We start from the raw sequence: 17,804 nt of genomic DNA on the forward strand, positions 1-17,804 counted from the left end.
GGACCGCGGGTCCGCTCCGTCGTCGCCCCGCCAGGCAACCTGGAGAGATGACCGCGGAAGAGAGGATGGCGGCAGAGATGACGGCGAAGCCTGGCACGTTGACTCGGTCCGGGCTCCGGCGTGTGCTCGCCGTCCTGTGCGTCACCGAGATCGTCAGCTGGGGCGTGCTCTACTACGTCTTCCCCGTGCTCGCTCCGAGCATCGCCGCCGACACCGGCTGGTCGCTCTCGACGATCACCGCCGCGTTCTCCACCGGACTGGTCGTCTCCGCCGCGGTGGGTATCCCGGCCGGGCGCTGGCTGGACCGCATCGGGCCCCGGCCGATCATGACCGTGGGATCGATGCTCGCGGTCCCCGCCGTGCTCGGCATCGCGACCGCGCCGACGCTCGGGTGGTTCTTCGCCGCCTGGGTCCTCGCCGGGATCGCCATGGCCGGCACGCTGTACCCGCCCGCCTTCGCCGCGCTCACCCGCTGGTGGGGGCCGCACCGGGTCACCGCGCTGACCGCGCTCACCCTGCTCGCTGGGCTGGCCAGCACGATCTTCGCCCCGCTCACGGCCACACTGCTGGGGCATCTCGGCTGGCGAGCGACCTATCTGGTGCTGGTCGCCATCCTCGCCGCCGTCACGATCCCCGCGCACCTGTTCGGGTTGCGCGGGCCATGGCCCGGCGCCGACCGCCCCGCCCGCCCTGCGCATCCCGACCATTCGCCCGATGCGATCGCCCGCAGCCGGCCGTTTCTGCTGCTGGTCGCGGCGATCGGGCTCGGCTCGTTCAGCGCGTTCGCCGTCATCGTCAACCAGGTGCCGCTGCTCATCGAGCGCGGGCTGTCGACGAGCGCCGCCGCCTGGGCGCTGGGGCTCGGCGGGCTCGGGCAGGTTCTCGGCCGCCTCGGGTACGGCCGCCTTGCCGCCGCGACCAGCGTCCGTGGCCGAGGTGTGCTCATCCTCGCGCTCGCGGCCGTCGCCACCGGCCTGCTCGCCGTCCTTCCCGGGCCTGCGGCACTGCTGATCGCCGCGGCGATGCTCACCGGCGCGGCCCGCGGCGTGTTCACCCTCCTGCAGGCCACCGCGGTCAGCGACCGATGGGGCGCCACCCACTACGGACGGCTCAACGGTCTGCTCTCCGCCCCGGCCACGTTCGCCATCGCCGTCGCCCCGTGGGCCGGGGCCGCCCTCGCCGAGGCGCTCGGCGGCTACCCGGCCGTCTTCGTGGTGCTTGCCCTCGCCGCCCTGGTTGCGGCGGTCCTGGCCGCGGGAAGCGTCCCGCGGCGGGCGTAGCGAGCCGGGCCTGCGCGCCGCGCCGCACAGGTGACTCCACATTGCCGGCTGTTTCGACAGCTGTAAAGATAGGCGCGTGTCGAATCAGGAGATCGGCTTCGGGGACCGATGCGATCCCGTTCCGCTGGCCCGTCCCGCGTTGACCGCTGACGAGGCCGCCGCGCTGGCGGCCGGATTCAAGGCCGTCGCCGACCCGACCCGGCTGCGGCTGCTCAGCCTGATCGCCGCGCATGCGGGCGGGGAGGTCTGCGTCTGCGATCTCACCAGCGGGTTCGACCTGTCCGGCCCGACGATCAGCCACCACCTCAAGGTCCTGCGTGAGGCCGGACTGATCACCGGCGACCGGCGCGGCACGTGGATCTACTACCGGATCGTCCCCTCCGCCCTGGCCACCCTCGCGCAGGTCCTCGCCCCTGCCGCCGACCTGGAAGTGAGCGCATGAGTACCACCCCTGCACTCGATGCGCCCGTCGCCGCCCGGCTGTCGACCCTGGACCGGCTGTTACCGGTGTGGATCCTCGCCGCGATGGTGCTGGGTCTGGTCGCCGGCAGGCTCGTGCCCGGGCTGGGCGGGGCCTTGGACGCGATCGCGATCGACGGCATTTCGCTGCCGATCGCACTCGGCCTGCTGATCATGATGTATCCGGTGCTGGCGAAGGTCCGTTACGACCGGCTCGACACCGTCACCGCCGACCGGCCGCTGCTGGTCGGCTCGCTGGTGCTGAACTGGGTGCTCGGGCCGGCGCTGATGTTCGCGCTGGCCTGGCTGATGCTGCCCGACCTGCCCGAATACCGCACCGGGCTGATCATCGTCGGGCTGGCCCGCTGCATCGCGATGGTCATCATCTGGAACGACCTGGCCTGCGGCGACCGCGAGGCCGCCGCCGTGCTCGTCGCCCTCAACTCGGTGTTCCAGGTGATCGCGTTTGCCGGGCTGGGCTGGTTCTACCTGGATGTGCTGCCCGGCTGGCTCGGCCTGCCCCAGACCGCGCTGGATGTCTCCGCATGGCAGATCGCCAAGTCGGTCCTGATCTTCCTCGGGATCCCGCTGCTGGCCGGCTACCTGAGCAGGCGCCTCGGGGAGCGGGCCAAGGGCCGGGAGTGGTACGAGAGCCGCTTCCTGCCGAAGGTCGGGCCGTTCGCCCTCTACGGACTCCTGTTCACCATCGTGATCCTGTTCGCGCTGCAGGGCGATGCGATCATCGGCCGGCCGCTCGACGTCGCCCGTATCGCGCTGCCGCTGCTGGCCTACTTCACGATCATGTGGTTCGGCTCGCTGGTGCTCGGGCGCGCGATCGGGCTCGGCTACGAGCGCGCGACCACCCTCGCGTTCACCGCGGCGGGCAACAACTTCGAGCTGGCCATCGCCGTGGCCATCGCGACGTTCGGAGTCACCTCGGGGCAGGCGCTGGCCGGGGTGGTCGGCCCGCTCATCGAGGTGCCCGTCCTCGTCGCGCTGGTCTACGTCTCCCTCGCCGTCCGCCGCCGCTGGTGGGACGGCGTCCCGACCCGATCCGCCCAGGAGTCCTGATGGCCGGCAAGCCCACCGTCCTGTTCGTCTGCGTGCACAACGCCGGCCGGTCCCAGATGGCCGCCGCGCTGCTCGCCCACCACGCGGCCGGGGCGGTCGAGGTCCGCTCCGCGGGCTCCGCGCCCGCCGACACGATCAACCCCACGGTCCGTGAGGTCATGGCCGAACTCGGCATCGACCTGTCCGGGCAGCAGCCCAAGGTGCTCACGACCGACGCGGTGCAGGCCTCCGACGTCGTCATCAGCATGGGCTGCGGTGACGCCTGCCCGATCTTCCCGGGCAAGCTCTACCTCGACTGGCAGCTCGAGGATCCGGCGGGCAGGAGCATCGAGGAGATCCGGCCGATCCGCGACGAGATCGACGCGCGAGTCCGGTCGTTGCTGGCCGAGCTCGTTCCTGCCCAGGTCGCCGGCCGGGCGACGGTGATCACCCCGCCCGGACGGCCGTGATCGCGAACTCCTCGACGTCGGCGACGTGACCGCCGGTGGACACGACGAGCGTCATCGGCCCGGCTCCGGCATCGGTGAAGGGAACCGTCGCCGACCACCGGGCGGACTGGCCGCCCGCGGGCACGCAGCAGAACTCGCCGACCGGGGTGTCCCGGCCCAGTGTCCGGAGCTGCAGCCGCAAGCTCTCGTCGACGCCGGTGATCGTGCCGCCCGCCGTCACCGGTGAGGTGACCGGGCTGCCATAGGCCGGGGTGTCCACGACCAGGGTTTCGTCGCGGGTCCCGACGACCTCCCACGGGGCGTCGAGGCCGTCGCCGAACCGGGCGAGATGCAGCACCGACGCGGTGGTCTCCCGGCCGTTGGGCAGTGCGAAGCCGACACCGACCCACGCATCGGCCCCGTTCTCGGTGTAACTCGTGACCCGGTCGATGCCGGTGAAGCCGAGGTAACCCTGGGTGAACCCGAGAGCCGTCGCCTCGGCGTCCAGGTGCCAGGGCTGCTGACCGCCCGTGCGATGGGCCTCCTGCCAGGCGCGAACCGCGTCGAGGTCCGGGAACGGCCACAACGGCTGGTGGTCGAATGCCGGGACGGTCGGCGTCGGGCCGCCGGGGCGGTCCGGGGTCGGCGCGGGTGAATCGCTCGGCGCCGTCGTTGACGGGTTTGTGGTGGCCGGCGCAGCGCCCGGGGCGTCGGTGTCCGGTTGGCCGCAACCCACCGCGACGAGAAGCACCAGCAGCAACGAGATGGGAAGCGCCGAACGCCTCCCCGGTCGGATCCGCACCCCGGTAGCCTGGCCGAGGGATCTGATCAAGGGAAGAGGCGATCGGCCCCTTCCCTCGGTCAGGGCCCCTGTGAGTGCGTAACAGTGTTAGAACACTGTTACGCACTCACCGGGGGCTCGAGCAGGACGGCTAGGACGTCGCGCATCGACACCAGGCCGACCATGTCGTCGCCGTCCTTGATCACGATATGCCGCACTCCGGCGTCGAGCATCAGCCTGCCGACCGACTCGATGCTGTCCTCGCGCCGGGCGGTCACCAGGTCCGTGGTCATGACGTCCGCGGCCTGACGGGTGTCGAGGTCGCCCCCGGTCGCCTCGACGGTGACGAGGTCGCGTTCGGAGATCAGCCCGAGCGGCTCGCCCGTCGAGGTGACGACCACGGCGCCGACCTCATCGGCGACGAGCTCCTGGGCAACCGAACGCAGCGACTCGTCATATCCGACGGTGGCGACCAACTCGGCCATGATCTTCTTCACCGGATCTGCGGGAGTGGCGCTCTCGACCATGGGGGGCATGATGATCTCCTTAGGCGGTTGAGGTTCGTCGACGTCCGGCGTCACTCGTCGGCCAGCGGCTCGATCAGCCCGTAGTTGCCGTCGTAGCGGTGGTAGAGAACGCATCCGCGACCCTGGTCGGCGTCGACGAAGAACAGGAACGGCAACCCGGTCAGGCGCAGCCGCTCGACGGCCTCGGACACCTCGCACCGCGGTGCGGGATGGGGGCTCAGGGTGATCGGCGTGGTGACCGGGGCGAGCAGATCGGTCCGGCCATCGGCCTGCGCGACCCGGATCTCGCTGCAGCCCGTGCGATAGACGACGCTGTCCACCCCGCGGCCGGCCTCACGGAACAGGTGGAAGTCGTAGTCGAGATCGTCCATGTCCGTGATGGCCTCGTCCACGCCGCGGCGGGCGGGGCTGACCGTCTTGTGCCGCACGATCTCCCGCTCTTCCGGGGGCAGGGAGAGGAAGACGTCGTGGCGCTGTTCGCGGTCCAGCCGGTCGCGGTGGGCCTCGCGCCCGAGCGCCACCCGTTCGAGGCGGTTGCGGAGACGGTCGACGAGGAGGTCCACGGCCTCACGCGGGGTCGTCGCGTCCGTCTGAACTCGGACGAGCCTGCCATCGAGATCGATATTGACCTGTGCGGTGACCGGCCGCTCGCGACCCGGGTTGTCATGGCGGACCACACGGACCCGGGCGTGCAGCACCGGCCGACCGGTATGGGCAAGCACAGCTTTGATCTTCTTCCGGGCGTAGTCCGGGAGGTCCTCGGCCACCCTGCCCTGCAGCTCGACAACGATCTCCGGCGCTGCGGCGCTCTCCCTGGTTCGCATACGCCCACTCTCCTCGCCGAGCGCGTGCCGGGACAGGGCCGACCGGACCGCCGAGGGCCGGACAGAAGTCCCGACGGGGGTCGGCGCGGGAGTGCCAGGTGGCTCGCGAGGGGTTTCGACGGGGCAGCGGGGGGCGTGAACCGCCGCCCGAGCCTGGATTCACCGTCGAGGTTCCTGGGTATCGGTAGCTGATCTTGAGCGGGTGGTGCCGGTGATGGGGCATGGCTGATCCGCCGGTCTGCCCGGCTCTTCCGCTGGTGGCCTCCGGTCGGGGCCTCGGGGCGGGTGGTCAGGCCGTGATGGGGAGGGGATCGTGCAGGGTGTGGCGGAACAGTTCGTCGAGCCCGTCCTCCCAGGGCCAGTCCCGCGGCAGGTGCCGCACCAGGCGGTGTGCGGCGCGGGCGAGCCGGGCGGGGACGCCGATGAGGTGGGCGCGGATGGTGCCCTGCTTGACGTAGCCGTAGGTTCGGCGGACGGTGTCGTCGAGGTCGACGAACGCCACCTTCGCGGCGCCGGCCAGGATCGGGGTCGCCGCGGCGCAGCAGGCCCAGGTCACTGATCGAGTCCGCGCCGCAGATCATCCCGCCGATCACCGGCAAGACCTTCGCGATGGCGTTCGCGCCGCCCGCAGCCGCGATCGCGACCCGCTCGGCCGGCAGCGCCGGCAGGCCGCACCGGGCGGCCAGCGCCATCGCCGCCGCCAGGCCCGCGCACGACACGAGATCCGGCTCGTCGAACCGCACCGACATGACGCGGCGGGCGTGAGAGAGTCGCACTCAACGGATGCCTTCTGGATGGGACCGATCGGACCTTCAGCAAGCCCTATCGTCCCAATTCAGGAGGGCATTCGTGCGTTACGACGCACCCTCACCGACTCATTTCGACGGTGCATCCAGGCTGAGAGCTCGGGGTGAGCGGACGGATTCCGGTGAACTTGTCCGGATTGCCGATGAGGTGAATATCGACGATTCGCTGCCGGTCGTCCAGGTCGAGCTGCGCGACGGTATAGGGCCCGGCAGGGGTGAGGAACACGGCAGCGGGTGCGCCGTTCATCTCGTGGTACTCCACCCGGGTGTCGGGGAGCAGGCCACCGCGCGCCCCGACGAAGAAGCGGGCGACCCGGTCGGCGCCGTGAATCGGATTCCGTGGGGCCCGGACCTTTCCGCCACCATCGACCTTCAGGGTGGCGTCCGGGGTGAGCAACTGAACCAGTTCGTCGATATCGCCGTTCAGGCAGGCGGCCAGAAACCGCTCGGTGACCGCGCGTCGAAGGTCGGCATCGGGTTCGAAACGGGGCCGGCGGGCCTGGACGTGCTGCCGGGCCCGGTGGGCGAGCTGCCGGACCGCCGGCTCGCCGCGTCCGAGGAAATCCGCGATCTCGGCATAGGAGAACGCAAACGCCTCGCGCAGCACGAACACGGCGCGTTCCAGCGGTGAAAGGGTTTCCAACACCACCAGCATCGCGAGCGACACCGATTCCGCGTACTCGACGTCGTCGCCGTCCTCGGTCGTCAACAGCGGCTCGGTCGTCAACAGCGGCTCGGGCAGCCAGGGCCCGACATACGTCTCGCGACGTGCCCGGATCCGGCGTAGCCGGTCGATCGCCAGCCGGGTCACCGTCCGGGCCAGGAACGCGCGGTGCAGCGACCTCGTCGGTGTCGGTCCGCGCCCAGCGCAGCCACGCCTCCTGGGTGACGTCCTCGGCCTCGGCGACGCTGCCCAGAATGCGGTACGCGAGGCCGACCAGCAGCCTGCGGTGCGCCGCGAAGGTCGCCGTTGGGTCGTCCGCTGCAACAGCCCGCTGTTCCGACATCGTCATCCCCTCGTCGCGATGGCCTCCAACGTGACGACGCGCGGCACGGCCGATGTGTGACATCGGGCGGTGCGGCAGGCGATGTCACATCCGGAGCGGCTCGATGCGTCTGGTGGATGACCAATCCAGCGCGCGGAGGAAAGAGGTACCGCCGTGAACCTCGCCCTGTGGGTCTGCCAGGCCCTGCTCGCCGCGATCTTCCTGGCTTCGGGAAGTGCGAAGATCTCCCAGTCCAAGGAGCGGATGCTCGCCACCGGTCAGACCGGGGTCGCCCCCTTCCCGCTGCCCGTTATCCGGATGACCGCCCTGTGCGAACTGCTCGCCGCGTTCGCGCTGGTCATCCCGTGGGCCACCCGAACCGCCCCGCTGCTCACGCCGATCGCCGCATGCGGGCTGGCCGTCGTCATGATCGGCGCAGCGATCTCGCACAGCGGCCTGCGGGAGCCACGGAACGTGCTCGTCAACGTCGGGATCATGGTGGTCTGCGTGTTCGTCGCCTACGGCCGGTTCGCCTTCTGAACGCCGTCAGGGGAACGACTCGTCGCTGCCCGGTACCGGTCTCGTGTCCGACGGCCATGCCCACCGCCGGCGCAGCGGGAACCGGCGCCGCCGCCAGTGGAACACCAGCACCGCGACGGCACCCGCGGCGAAGCCGGAACCCACCTCACCGAGCGCGAGGCACAATCCGGCGAGGAGTACGGCGAGCACGACGACCGCGTCATATCCGCGACGGAGCCACCGCCTGGTTCTGGCCGACTTCGCTCGCTCCAGCATGACCGCCAGCCGGGGATCCTCGGCCTGGAGGTGCTGTTCGATCTCCTGCAAGCTCTGCCGTTCCCACCGAGAGAGCATCATGACCTCCCGACTTCGCCGCCACCCTCGTTCGCCGCCGGCCTTCACGGGTTGCCCTGCCGGGCCGGGCCCGTAGTCGCTGATCCCAGCCTAGACCCGGTTCGGGGCCCGGATGGGATGAGCGTGTCGCCCAGATCAGCGAACCGTAGTGCGGATCCGCACCTGCCCGCACCGCGCGACGGGGCGGGGGCCCGGGTACGCGGAGCGCTACCGCACCGACCCCGGCGGGCTTCGCCTTCCACGACCCGCGGGCGCTGGACGGGGCGCACGCGCTGCCGAAGTTCTGACCTCGCCCGTCAGCCGATCCCCGCCGCGACGACCCCGCGGGCCCGATCCTCGCGCCGCGCCCTGACGAGCTCGACCAGCTCGATCAGGATCGCCGGGACGATCCCGATCGCGGCGCACAGGCCGAGCTCGAGGCCGTCGAGCGGCACGGTCCCGAGCAGGTCGGACAGCCCCGGCAGGTAGATCCCGGCGATCGTGGCGGCCAGGCTCCCGGCGATCGCGGCGAACAGGAACGGGTTCCCGTGCGGGGACATCCGCCAGAACGGAATGCGGTCCGAACGGGTCGTGAGCGCCACCCCGAGCTGGGTGAGGGCCAGCGTCGCGAACAGCATCGTCTGCCACGGCCTGCCGTGGGTCCCCGCCCAGACCGCGAGACCGAGACAGCCGACGGTGATCAGGGTGCCGATGGCGAGGACATCACCCCAGGCCTGCCGGGTCAGGACGCCCTCCCGGGGCGGTCGCGGCGGGCGGCGCAGGACGTCGGTCTCGGCGAGCTCCGATCCGATCGCGACACCGGGCAGCCCGTGCGTCACCAGGTTCACCCAGAGGATCTGCCCGGGCAGCAGCGGCAGCGGCATCCCGAAGAACGGGCCGACGAGCATCACCAGCAGCTCCGCGAGCCCGCCGGAAAGGCCGTACCGCACGAACCTGCGGACGTTGTCGAACACCCGCCTGCCCTCGCCGATCGCGGCGACGACCGTGGCGAGGCGGTCATCGGTGAGCACGATGTCGGCGGCCTCCTTGGCCACCTCCGTGCCGCGGTGCCCCATGGCCACCCCGATATCGGACGCCCGCAGCGCGGGTGCGTCGTTCACCCCGTCGCCGGTCATGGCCACGAGGTGCCCGGCCCGCTGCCACGCGGTGACGATGCCGAGCTTTCCGCCCGGATCCGTGCGGGGATAGACGGCGCGCAGCCCGCGCTCCGGGTCGTCGGGGGGATCCTCGTCGGTGCTCACCCCGGTCGCCCTCGCGATGGCGTGCGCGGTGGCGGGGTGATCCCCGGTGATCATGATGGGCCGGATGCCCGCCGTCCGCGTGGCGAGGATCGCGTCGCGGGCGTCGGGACGCACCGGGTCGGCCAGTGCGAGCAGACCGAGCAGCCGGGTCGCGCCCGGCGGGCCTGCCGCGACCGCGAGCACCCGCCGCCCGCTCGACGCCCAGTCCGCGACGGCGGCCTCCGCGGTGGGATCGGCGGCGGCGTCCAGCAGCACCTCGGGTGCGCCCTTGACGACCTCGATCTCACCCGCGGGCGTCGCGTGCCGGGTGAGCATCGAACGGCGCACGGAGTCGAACGGGATCACATGGGTGCGGGGGAGCTGTGCACGCAGCCCCTCGACGTCGAGACCGCCGGTGAGCGCGGCGGTGAGCAGGGCGCCCTCCGTGCCGCTCTCGCCGGGGTGGGCGTCGTTGCACAGCGCCGCCGCCTCCAGCAACGCCCGCGGGCCGGTACCGGTGACCACACCGGGGCCCGCGGCGGCGCGCGGGTCGTCCGGGGTGAGCTCGCCGCTCTCCGGGGTCCAGAACGCGACGCAACTGATGCGGCCGGTGGTGAGCGTGCCGGTCTTGTCCGAGGCGAGCACGGTCACCGAGCCCAGCGCCTCGACCGCGGGCAGCGACCGGACGATCGCCCCCCGCTCGGCCATCCGCCGGGTCGCCGCGGCGAGAGCGAGCGCGACCACCGCAGGCAGCGACTCCGGGATCACCGCGACGGCCAGGCTGATGCCGGCCACGACCATCAGCTCCCACGGCTCGCCGCGTACCAGCCCGAGCAGCACGACGACGGCGCTGCCGATCGCCGCGGCCGCAGAGAGCCGTCGCCCGAGCGCCGCGAGCCTGCGCTGCAGCGGGGTGTCCGGGGCGGTCCGCTCGCGCAACAGGCCCGCGATCCGGCCGAGCTCGGTGCGCGCGCCGGTACCCACGACGACGGCGGTGCCGGACCCGTGCGTGACCAGGGTGCCGCCGTGCAGCATCGTCTTGCGGTCACCCACGCCCGCCGAGGCCGGGCATTCGCCGGTCGGGTCGCGTTCGACCGGCTGCGATTCGCCGGTGAGCGGCGACTCGTCGACCTGCAGGTCGTGTGCGGTCAGCAGGCGGGCGTCGGAGCCGACGATATCGCCCTCGGCGACCCGCAGCACATCGCCGGGGACGAGCTCGGGGGTCGGCACCCGGCGCGCCCCGCCGTCGCGGATCACCGTGGCGACCGGTGTCGTGAGCGAACGCAACGCGGCGACGGCACCCACGGCGCGCCGTTCCTGCACCACGCCGACAGTGGTGTTGACGGCGATGACCAGCAGGATCACCGCGCAGTTGGTGAAGTCGCCGGTCACGGCGGTGAGCACGGCGGCGGCCAGCAGGACCAGGATCATCGTCTGGCCCAGCTGCGCGAGCACCGAGCGCAGCAACGTCCGTGGCGGCTTCTGCGGGAGGTCGTTCGGGCCGACGTCGCGCAGCCGGGCGGCGGCCTCAACCTCGCCGAGGCCGACCTCGGGGTCCACCCCGAGCGCCCGGGACACCGTCGCGGCCCGCAGCGACCACGGGGCCTCGGACAGCTCGTCGAGGTGGGCGGCGGTCGAGCCGTCGGCGATCGCACCGTCGGTGCTCGGGCGGGACCTCATGCGGATTCCTCCACGGCCCGGAGTCTGTCTGGAAACCCGCCCGAGCGGTCCGGCCGAACGTCCCGGTACCGAGGTGCGGAGGACCCGACGAACGCGCCGGTGGCCGGCCGCGATGCGGCCGGCCACCGGTCAGAAAGCAAGCTCAGCCGAGAGCGGCGATCGCCTTGGCCACACCGTCGCCGTAGGCGGGGTCGGCCTTCGAGCAGTTGTCGATGTGCCGCTGCTGGATCTCACGCGGAACACCGGCGATGGCGCGGGCCGTGTTGTCGAACAACGCCTGCTGCTGCTCGGGGCTCATCTTGCGGAAGAGGTTCCCCGGCTGGGTGTAGTAGTTGTCGTCGTCCTCGCGGAAGTTCCAGCGGTCGGCGCTGTCCCCGACGGCCTGGGCCGGCTCGCGGTACTCGGGCTGCTCCTGCCACTGGCTGTAGCTGTTCGGCTCGTAGGCCAGGGTGCTGCCCTGGTTGCCGTCGACGCGCATCGCCCCGTCGCGGTGGAAGCTGTGCACCGGGCAGCGAGGCGCGTTGACCGGGATCTGGTGGTGGTTCACGCCGAGTCGGTAGCGTTGGGCGTCGCCGTAGGAGAACAGGCGGCCCTGCAGCATCTTGTCCGGGGAGAAACCGATCCCCGGCACCACGTTCGCGGGGCTGAAGGCGGCCTGCTCGACGTCGGCGAAGTAGTTGTCCGGGTTGCGGTTGAGCTCCCACTCGCCGACCTCGATCAGCGGATAGTCGCCCTTCGGCCACACCTTGGTCAGGTCGAACGGGTGGTACGGAACCGTCGCCGCGTCGGCCTCGGGCATGACCTGGACATACAGCTTCCACTTCGGGAACTCGCCGCGCTCGATGGCCTCGTAGAGGTCCTTCTGGTGGCTCTCGCGGTCGTTGCCGATGAGTTCGGTCGCCTCGGCGTCGGTGAGATTCTTGATTCCCTGCTGGGTGCGGTGGTGGAACTTCACCCAGAACCGCTCGCCCTCGGCGTTGATGAAACTGAAGGTGTGCGAGCCGAAACCGTGCATATTCCGGTAGGAGGCCGGGATGCCGCGGTCGCTCATCACGATGGTGACCTGGTGCAGCGCCTCGGGCAGCGACGTCCAGAAGTCCCAGTTGTTCCGCGGGCTACGCATGTTCGTGCGTGGGTCGCGCTTGACCGCGTGGTTCAGGTCGGGGAACTTCAGCGGGTCGCGGAAGAAGAAGACCGGGGTGTTGTTGCCGACGATATCCCAGTTTCCTTCTTCGGTGTAGAACTTCACCGCGAAGCCGCGAATGTCGCGCTCGGCGTCGGCCGCGCCGCGCTCACCGGCCACGGTGGAGAACCGCGCGAACATCTCGGTCTTCTTGCCGACCTCGGAGAACAGCTTCGCGCGAGTGTAACGGGTGATGTCGTTGGTGACGGTGAAGGTCCCGAACGCGCCGGAACCCTTGGCGTGCATACGCCGCTCGGGAATGACCTCGCGGTCGAAATGGGCGAGCTTCTCCAGGAACCAGACGTCCTGTAGCAGCATCGGGCCTCGTGGGCCTGCGGTGATGCTGTTCTGGTTATCGGGGACCGGGGCACCTGCGACGGTGGTGAGTTTCTGGGGCCTTTTCTCACTCACGACGATCTCCTTTGGTTCGTGCCGAGTGGATGGTGGGTGGGTGCCATTCGGCGATATATGCGTCATTCGGACTGGCAGTCCGGGCAGATCCCCCAGTAGATGACCTCTGCTTCCTCGATCCGGAATCCTTCTGGATCACTGGCCTCGAGGCAGGGGACTTCACCGACGGCGCAATCGACGTCACTGATCGCGCCGCAGCGCCGGCACACGACGTGATGGTGATTGTCGCCGACGCGGACCTCGAAACGGGCCGGGGAGTTCGCCGGCTGGATCCGGCGCACCAGGCCCGCCTCGGTCAGGGCGCGCAGCACGTCGTAGACGGCCTGTGTCGATACCTTGCCGAGCTGTCGTCGCACCCCCTTCGCGATCGCATCGGCATCGGCGTGCGGATGCCGATGGAGTTCGGCGAGGACCGCCAGCCGAGGCGCGGTGACCCGCATCGATGCACCCCGCAACTGAGCGCTGTGATCGACCTCTGCGGACACGGCCAGAGCAAACCAGCTTTTCTGGAATGAGTCAAGACTAGGGCTCGGGCGGGCGGTGCCGGTCCCGTGCCAGAGTCGGGGCATGCGCGGATGGATCGTGGAACGGCCGGGACCGATCGACGGCGGACCGCTGCGAGCGGTGGACCTGCCCGAACCCGAACCGGGCCCCGGCGAGGTCAGGGTGCGGGTGTCGGCGTGCGGGATCTGCCGGACCGATCTGCATCTCGCCGAGGGCGACCTGAACCCGCGGCGGCCGCATACCGTGCCCGGCCACGAGGCCGTCGGTGTGGTCGACGCGCTCGGCCCGGATGCCGCCCGGTTCGCCATCGGCGACCGGATCGGGATCGCGTGGCTGCGCGGGACCTGCGGCCGGTGCCGCTGGTGCCGCACCGGGCGGGAGAACCTGTGCCTCGCGGCGAGGTTCACCGGCTGGGACGCCGACGGCGGATACGCCGAACGGGCGCTCGTCCCGCAGGCCTATGCCTACCGGCTGCCCGCGGGGCTCACCGACGCGCAGGCGGCGCCGCTGCTGTGCGCAGGAATCGTCGGCTACCGGGCGTGGCGTCGCGCCGAGCTACCGCCCGGCGGACGGCTGGGCATCTACGGCTTCGGCGCATCGGCGCACGTCGTGGCGCAGGTGGCGATCGCCCAGGGGGCGACGGTCCACGTCCTGACGCGCTCGGCGGCCGCCCGGCGGCTCGCGCTCGAACTCGGCTGCGCCTCGGCCGGTCCCGCGGCCGCCGCACCGCCCGAGCCGCTGGACGCGGCGATCCTGTTCGCCCCGGCCGGCGAGCTCGTTCCGGTCGCGATGCGGGCGCTGACGGCGGGTGGCACCCTCGCCGTGGCGGGAATCCACCTCTCCGACATCCCCCGGCTCGACTACGCCGCCGAGCTGTTCCGCGAGAAGCAGCTGCGCAGCGTCACCGCCAACACCCGGGCCGACGGCGAGGAGTTCCTCCGGCTGGCCGCCACGCTCGGGGTGCGGCCGAGGGTCACCGAACGGCCGCTCGACGAGGCCGACCGGGCGCTCGCCGACCTCGCGGGCGACCGGATCACCGGTGCCGCGGTACTCGTTCCCGGCTGAGGTCCCGGCGCCGGCGGATCAGAGGTCGTTACCCGCGTAGGACAGGTTGAAGCTCTTGTTGACCAGGGGGAAGTCGGGAACGATCGTGTCGGCCAGCGCGACCGGCAGTGCGGGCCAGTTGAAGAAGCTCGGATCGACGATCTTGACTCGGCTGAGCCTGCCACCGGCGTCGAGCTCGATGCGGTGCGTGATCGTTCCGCGCCAGCCCTCCACGATCCCCACGCCCGATGATCCGGGGCCGCCGGAGGGAACGGCCGGCGTCGGCGGCGCCGATCCGAGGTCCCCGTCGAGCTCCGCGACGAGCCCGGCGATGACCTCGACCGAATGGGCGATCTCCTCTGCCCGGACGCAGAACCGGGCCAGCACGTCACCGCCGGTGTGGCTGTGTTCGGGCCGCGGAATCGGCGTGCTCAGGAACGGGTGGTCGTATCGGGCGTCGATCCGCAGCCCGCTGGCGCGGGCGACGTAGCCGAGCGTGCCGATGTCGGTGGCCTGCTGCCGGGTGAGGATCGCGGTTCCGGCGAAGCGCTCGCGCACCACGCTGTGTTCGAGGGCGAGGGCGACGACCTCCGCGATGTCCTCGGCGATGGTGCGCAGCAGGCTCGGATCCGGCAGCACCCGCAGGACCGCGCCCCCGGGGCGGATCGCGCCGCGCAGCAACCGGTGGCCGGTGACCTGCTCATTGAGCCGCAGCAGCTGTTCCCGGATGCGCTGGGCCTGGGAGTTGAGGATCGAGTGGGCGACGTCGTTGCACAGCGCGCCGAGGTCGGTGATGTGGTTGTAGAGCCGTTCCAGCTCGCAGGCGACGGCCCGGCGCTGCCCGGCCGCGCGCGGGACGTCCAGACCGAGGGCGTCCTCGATCGCGAGACAGAAGGCGAGCGTGTGGCCGACGGCGGTGTCGCCGCTGACCCGCTCGGTGAGCTCCAGCGCCTCCACCACCCGGCGGCCCTGGAACAGCTTCTCGATCCCGCGGTGCACGAACCACAGGCGGGCCTTGAGGTTGAGGATGGTCTCGCCCACCACCGAGAAGCGGAAGTGCCCCGGTTCGATCATTCCGGCGTGCACCGGGCCGACCGGGATCTCGTAGACGCCAGGGCCCTCCACGGTGCGGAACGGATACGGCTCGTCGAGGTCGCCGAACGCGGGCGGGTCCCCGGCCTCGGCCAGCATCGGGTACCAGCCCCGGGGCCAGTGGAAGTGCCGGACCAGCCGCTGGGGGAGCGGGTGGTTGTCCGGCACGATCCCGAACAGGTCGCGCATCTCCCGTTCGAACCGGCCGGCCGGAAACGACAGGGCCGCCAGGCTCGGCACGTGTGGATGCCCGGGATCGAGGGGGACGTGCAGTTCGACGCGGCTCTCGGCGTCCCTCTCGCCGGTGGCGGTGAACAGGTAGACGGCTCGCAGCGCGTCCCCGTCGTCGTGGCCGGCGACGAGCGCGATCCGGTACCCGCCGCCCAGCAGGGCCTGCGCGTGCCGGGGCAGCTCGTCCGGTGCGATGATCCGAGTCGTGCGAGAGCGGCCGGCCGCGGCGGCCGGCCGCGCCGGGTCGTGGAGGGTCATCATGCTCCTGCGAGGATGTCGGCGGCGAGCTGCAACAGGTCGGAGAGCGGACCGGCACTGATCCCGAGCGCCGCCGACCCGAGGAGCCCGAGGATCATGGCGGCGGCGGCGAGCACCGGCAGCCGAGCGGGCGCGGTGGCCGCGCCCGGCCCGTCCGGCGCGGGTTGCGAGCCGAGCAGCATCCGGCTCGTGTGCGAGATCAGCGCCGCGGCGATGATGACGACCAGGACGAGACCCGCTCCCATCGCCCAACCCACCCCGTCGGCGAAACCGGCCCTGGCGATGCCCAGCTCGCTGGCGAACACACTGAACGGCGGAAGTCCGATGAGGGCGAGGACCCCGAAGCCCACGACACCGGCGAGTACCGGCTGCCGGACCACCAGCGCGCGCACCTCGCCGATCCGGGACGAGCCGGTGACCTGCAGAACCCGGCCTGCGCCCAGGAACAGAACGCTCTTGACCAGGCCGTGGCCGAGGATGTGCAGCAGCACGGCGGCCATGGCCAGCGGTCCGCCCGCGGCGGCGCCGAGCGCGAGCAGCCCCATGTGCTCGATGCTGGAGTAGGCCAGCATGCGCTTGTAGTCCCGCTGCGCCAGCAGCAGCGAGGCCGCCACCAGCAGCGAGGCCAGGGCGGCGATCACGAGCAGGGCTCGGATGAAGTCCGGACCCAGCGCGGCGTCGGCGATCACCTTGATCCGCAGGACGGCGTAGAAGGCGACCGAGAGCAGGACCCCCGACATCAGCGCCGACACCGGCGCTGGGGCCTGGCTGTGGGCGTCCGGTAGCCACGCGTGCAGCGGCGCCAGGCCCGCCTTGGTGCCGAACCCGATGACCAGCAGGACCACGGCGAACCGGGTCACGGCAGGGTCGAGATGCTCGGCGGAGGCCACCAGCCCGGACCAGTCCAGGCCGGAGCCGGAACCGGCGTGCTGCGCGGCGAAGGCGAGCAGCACGAGGCCGAGCAGCGCGAGCGCGATCCCGGCCGAACAGATGACCACGTACTTCCAGGCGGCCTCGACGGCGTCCCTGGTCCGCTGCTGCCCGACGAGGAAGGCGGTGACGATCGTGGTGGCCTCCACCGCCACCCACAGCACGCCCAGGTTCGCGGCCAGCACGGCGAGCGCCATCGTGGCCAGGAACGACTGCACCAGCGCGCTGTGCCGGGTGGCGGTCCGGCTGCTCGCCCGCCCGGCGGCGATCTCCGCGCGCAGATAGGCGGGGGTGGCCAGCGCGGCGATCAGCCCGATCGCCCCGATCACGATCAGCATGAACGCGCTGACCGCGTCCGCACGGATGATCCCGGCCCATGCGCTCTGTGGTCCGGTCGCGACCACCTGCGTCGCGGTGGCGATCGCGGCGGCCAACACGAGCGCCGCACTGAGGGACCCGACCCAGGCCGTCGCGGCGCGCCACCCGAACGCGACGTAGCCCACGGCTCCCAGCGCGGGCACGAGGACCGGGGCGGCCAGCAGCAGTGAGTTCATCAGTCCCTCAGCTCTCGCAGGTCGTCCAGATCGGTCGCGCCGAACGTCTCGCGCATCCGGCCGGTCAGGACCTGCAGCACCAGCACCACGAGCACCACGTCCAGCGCGACGCCGACCTCGACGATCAACCCGATGCCCGCCCCGGTGAGGAAACCGACCGCGGTGATGCCGTTGTCCATCAGCAGGAACCCGACCAGCTGCGACAGCGCTCGGCGCCGGGTGACCAGCACGAAGAACCCGATCAGCACCACCGCGAGCGCCACCGGGACGGCGTGTATGGCCGGTTCGGGGGAGAGCCGCACCAGCGGCTGCGACACCGCGTAGGCCAGCAGCGTCAGCGCGGCGGCGGCCAGCAGCGAGGACGCGACGTTGACCACCGGACGAGTCTCCCGACGGTCGGCGCCGCTGGTGGCCAGCGCCCTGCGCAGCAGCCATGGCAGCACGCCCACGCGCACCACGAGCACCCCGACGGCGACGGCGACGAGCTCCGCGGACCCCTCCCGCGCCGCGAGCACCCCGACCAGGCCGGCGAGCGCAAGGCCCTGCACGGCGAAGACCCGGATGATCACGGACAGCTCGCGCCGCCACAGCGCCAGCACGGCGGTGAGCAGCAGCCCGCCCGCCGCGAGGTTGAGCAGCTGGACGTACAGCGCATCGCTCAC

At 71.6% G+C, this 17,804-nt stretch carries 18 protein-coding genes and 1 pseudogene; 6 read left to right on the top strand and 13 right to left on the bottom strand.

From position 1 onward, the window contains the following. Positions 1–77 precede the first annotated feature (77 nt). The 4 genes from G567_RS0106340 (at position 78) to G567_RS27090 (ending at position 3,259) form a co-directional block, all read left to right on the top strand. Complete coding sequence (locus G567_RS0106340) at positions 78–1,280, top strand: MFS transporter (protein WP_028929323.1); 1,203 nt, start codon at positions 78–80, stop codon at positions 1,278–1,280. 76 nt (positions 1,281–1,356) lie between these two features. Further along, positions 1,357–1,722 carry an ArsR/SmtB family transcription factor gene (locus G567_RS0106345; protein ID WP_051232425.1) on the top strand — a complete coding sequence of 122 codons (366 nt, stop codon included), beginning with the start codon at positions 1,357–1,359 and terminating at the stop codon, positions 1,720–1,722. Further along, a complete protein-coding gene (gene arsB, locus G567_RS0106350) occupies positions 1,719–2,810 on the top strand; it encodes an ACR3 family arsenite efflux transporter (RefSeq protein ID WP_028929325.1) in 1,092 nt (363 codons plus the stop codon). Before G567_RS0106345 ends, arsB begins: the two co-directional genes overlap by 4 nt. After that, the gene (locus G567_RS27090; protein WP_051232426.1) at positions 2,810–3,259 is read left to right on the top strand and encodes an arsenate reductase ArsC; all 450 of its coding nucleotides are present in this window, start codon (positions 2,810–2,812) and stop codon (positions 3,257–3,259) included. Before arsB ends, G567_RS27090 begins: the two co-directional genes overlap by 1 nt. Here G567_RS27090 and G567_RS27095 read toward each other — a convergent pair. The 6 genes and pseudogenes from G567_RS27095 to G567_RS37060 all read right to left on the bottom strand — a co-directional run. Next, positions 3,237–4,040: a hypothetical protein gene (locus G567_RS27095; protein ID WP_211223858.1), complete on the bottom strand. Its 804-nt coding sequence runs from the start codon at positions 4,038–4,040 to the stop codon at positions 3,237–3,239. The two genes, G567_RS27090 and G567_RS27095, sit on opposite strands and share 23 nt — an antisense overlap. 98 nt (positions 4,041–4,138) lie before the next feature. After that, a complete protein-coding gene (locus G567_RS0106365) occupies positions 4,139–4,555 on the bottom strand; it encodes a CBS domain-containing protein (RefSeq protein WP_161631674.1) in 417 nt (138 codons plus the stop codon). Between the two features lie 41 nt (positions 4,556–4,596). Beyond that, the gene (locus G567_RS0106370) at positions 4,597–5,370 is read right to left on the bottom strand and encodes a ribosome hibernation promotion factor (RefSeq protein ID WP_028929327.1); all 774 of its coding nucleotides are present in this window, start codon (positions 5,368–5,370) and stop codon (positions 4,597–4,599) included. Between the two features lie 289 nt (positions 5,371–5,659). Further along, positions 5,660–5,926 carry a hypothetical protein gene (locus G567_RS0106375; protein ID WP_028929328.1) on the bottom strand — a complete coding sequence of 89 codons (267 nt, stop codon included), beginning with the start codon at positions 5,924–5,926 and terminating at the stop codon, positions 5,660–5,662. 311 nt (positions 5,927–6,237) lie between these two features. Beyond that, positions 6,238–6,987: a sigma factor-like helix-turn-helix DNA-binding protein gene (locus G567_RS27100; protein WP_307724122.1), complete on the bottom strand. Its 750-nt coding sequence runs from the start codon at positions 6,985–6,987 to the stop codon at positions 6,238–6,240. A 94-nt stretch (positions 6,988–7,081) separates the two neighbouring features. Continuing rightward, a pseudogene (locus G567_RS37060) lies at positions 7,082–7,246 on the bottom strand (hypothetical protein); the annotation flags it as partial. 90 nt (positions 7,247–7,336) lie between these two features. On the opposite strand from G567_RS37060, the gene G567_RS0106390 reads away from it, so the two are divergent. After that, positions 7,337–7,702, top strand: coding sequence for a DoxX family protein (locus G567_RS0106390; protein ID WP_028929329.1), 366 nt, complete (start codon positions 7,337–7,339; stop codon positions 7,700–7,702). A 6-nt stretch (positions 7,703–7,708) separates the two neighbouring features. Here the strand turns inward: G567_RS0106390 and G567_RS27105 are convergent, their stop codons facing one another. The 4 genes from G567_RS27105 to G567_RS0106410 all read right to left on the bottom strand — a co-directional run bounded on the left by G567_RS27105 (position 7,709) and on the right by G567_RS0106410 (position 12,969). Then, entirely contained in the window at positions 7,709–8,038 is a 330-nt protein-coding gene (locus G567_RS27105; protein WP_037056079.1) for a DUF3040 domain-containing protein, read from the bottom strand. Positions 8,039–8,331: 293 nt separating this feature from the next. Further along, on the bottom strand, positions 8,332–10,935 hold the full coding sequence (locus G567_RS0106400; protein WP_084795916.1) for a cation-translocating P-type ATPase: 2,604 nt from the start codon (positions 10,933–10,935) through the stop codon (positions 8,332–8,334). Between the two features lie 142 nt (positions 10,936–11,077). Beyond that, positions 11,078–12,529, bottom strand: a complete 1,452-nt coding sequence (locus G567_RS0106405; RefSeq protein WP_037056081.1) for a catalase — start codon at positions 12,527–12,529, stop codon at positions 11,078–11,080. Between the two features lie 62 nt (positions 12,530–12,591). After that, complete coding sequence (locus tag G567_RS0106410) at positions 12,592–12,969, bottom strand: Fur family transcriptional regulator (RefSeq protein ID WP_051232432.1); 378 nt, start codon at positions 12,967–12,969, stop codon at positions 12,592–12,594. 127 nt (positions 12,970–13,096) lie between these two features. On the opposite strand from G567_RS0106410, the gene G567_RS0106415 reads away from it, so the two are divergent. Beyond that, positions 13,097–14,098: a zinc-dependent alcohol dehydrogenase family protein gene (locus tag G567_RS0106415; RefSeq protein ID WP_028929333.1), complete on the top strand. Its 1,002-nt coding sequence runs from the start codon at positions 13,097–13,099 to the stop codon at positions 14,096–14,098. Positions 14,099–14,116: 18 nt separating this feature from the next. On the opposite strand, the gene G567_RS0106420 is transcribed toward G567_RS0106415, so the two are convergent. The 3 genes from G567_RS0106420 to G567_RS0106430 are packed head-to-tail and all read right to left on the bottom strand — an operon-like array spanning position 14,117 to position 17,804. Then, positions 14,117–15,658 (bottom strand): hydrogenase large subunit, encoded by a 1,542-nt coding sequence (locus G567_RS0106420; RefSeq protein ID WP_051232434.1) that lies wholly within the window; start codon positions 15,656–15,658, stop codon positions 14,117–14,119. Next, positions 15,658–17,142: a proton-conducting transporter transmembrane domain-containing protein gene (locus G567_RS0106425; protein ID WP_028929335.1), complete on the bottom strand. Its 1,485-nt coding sequence runs from the start codon at positions 17,140–17,142 to the stop codon at positions 15,658–15,660. The genes G567_RS0106420 and G567_RS0106425 overlap by 1 nt, the downstream gene beginning before the upstream one ends. After that, positions 17,142–17,804 (bottom strand): hypothetical protein, encoded by a 663-nt coding sequence (locus G567_RS0106430; protein WP_028929336.1) that lies wholly within the window; start codon positions 17,802–17,804, stop codon positions 17,142–17,144. Before G567_RS0106430 ends, G567_RS0106425 begins: the two co-directional genes overlap by 1 nt.

Origin of the sequence: Pseudonocardia asaccharolytica DSM 44247 = NBRC 16224, from assembly GCF_000423625.1 — a bacterium.
Lineage (GTDB): Bacteria > Actinomycetota > Actinomycetes > Mycobacteriales > Pseudonocardiaceae > Pseudonocardia > Pseudonocardia asaccharolytica.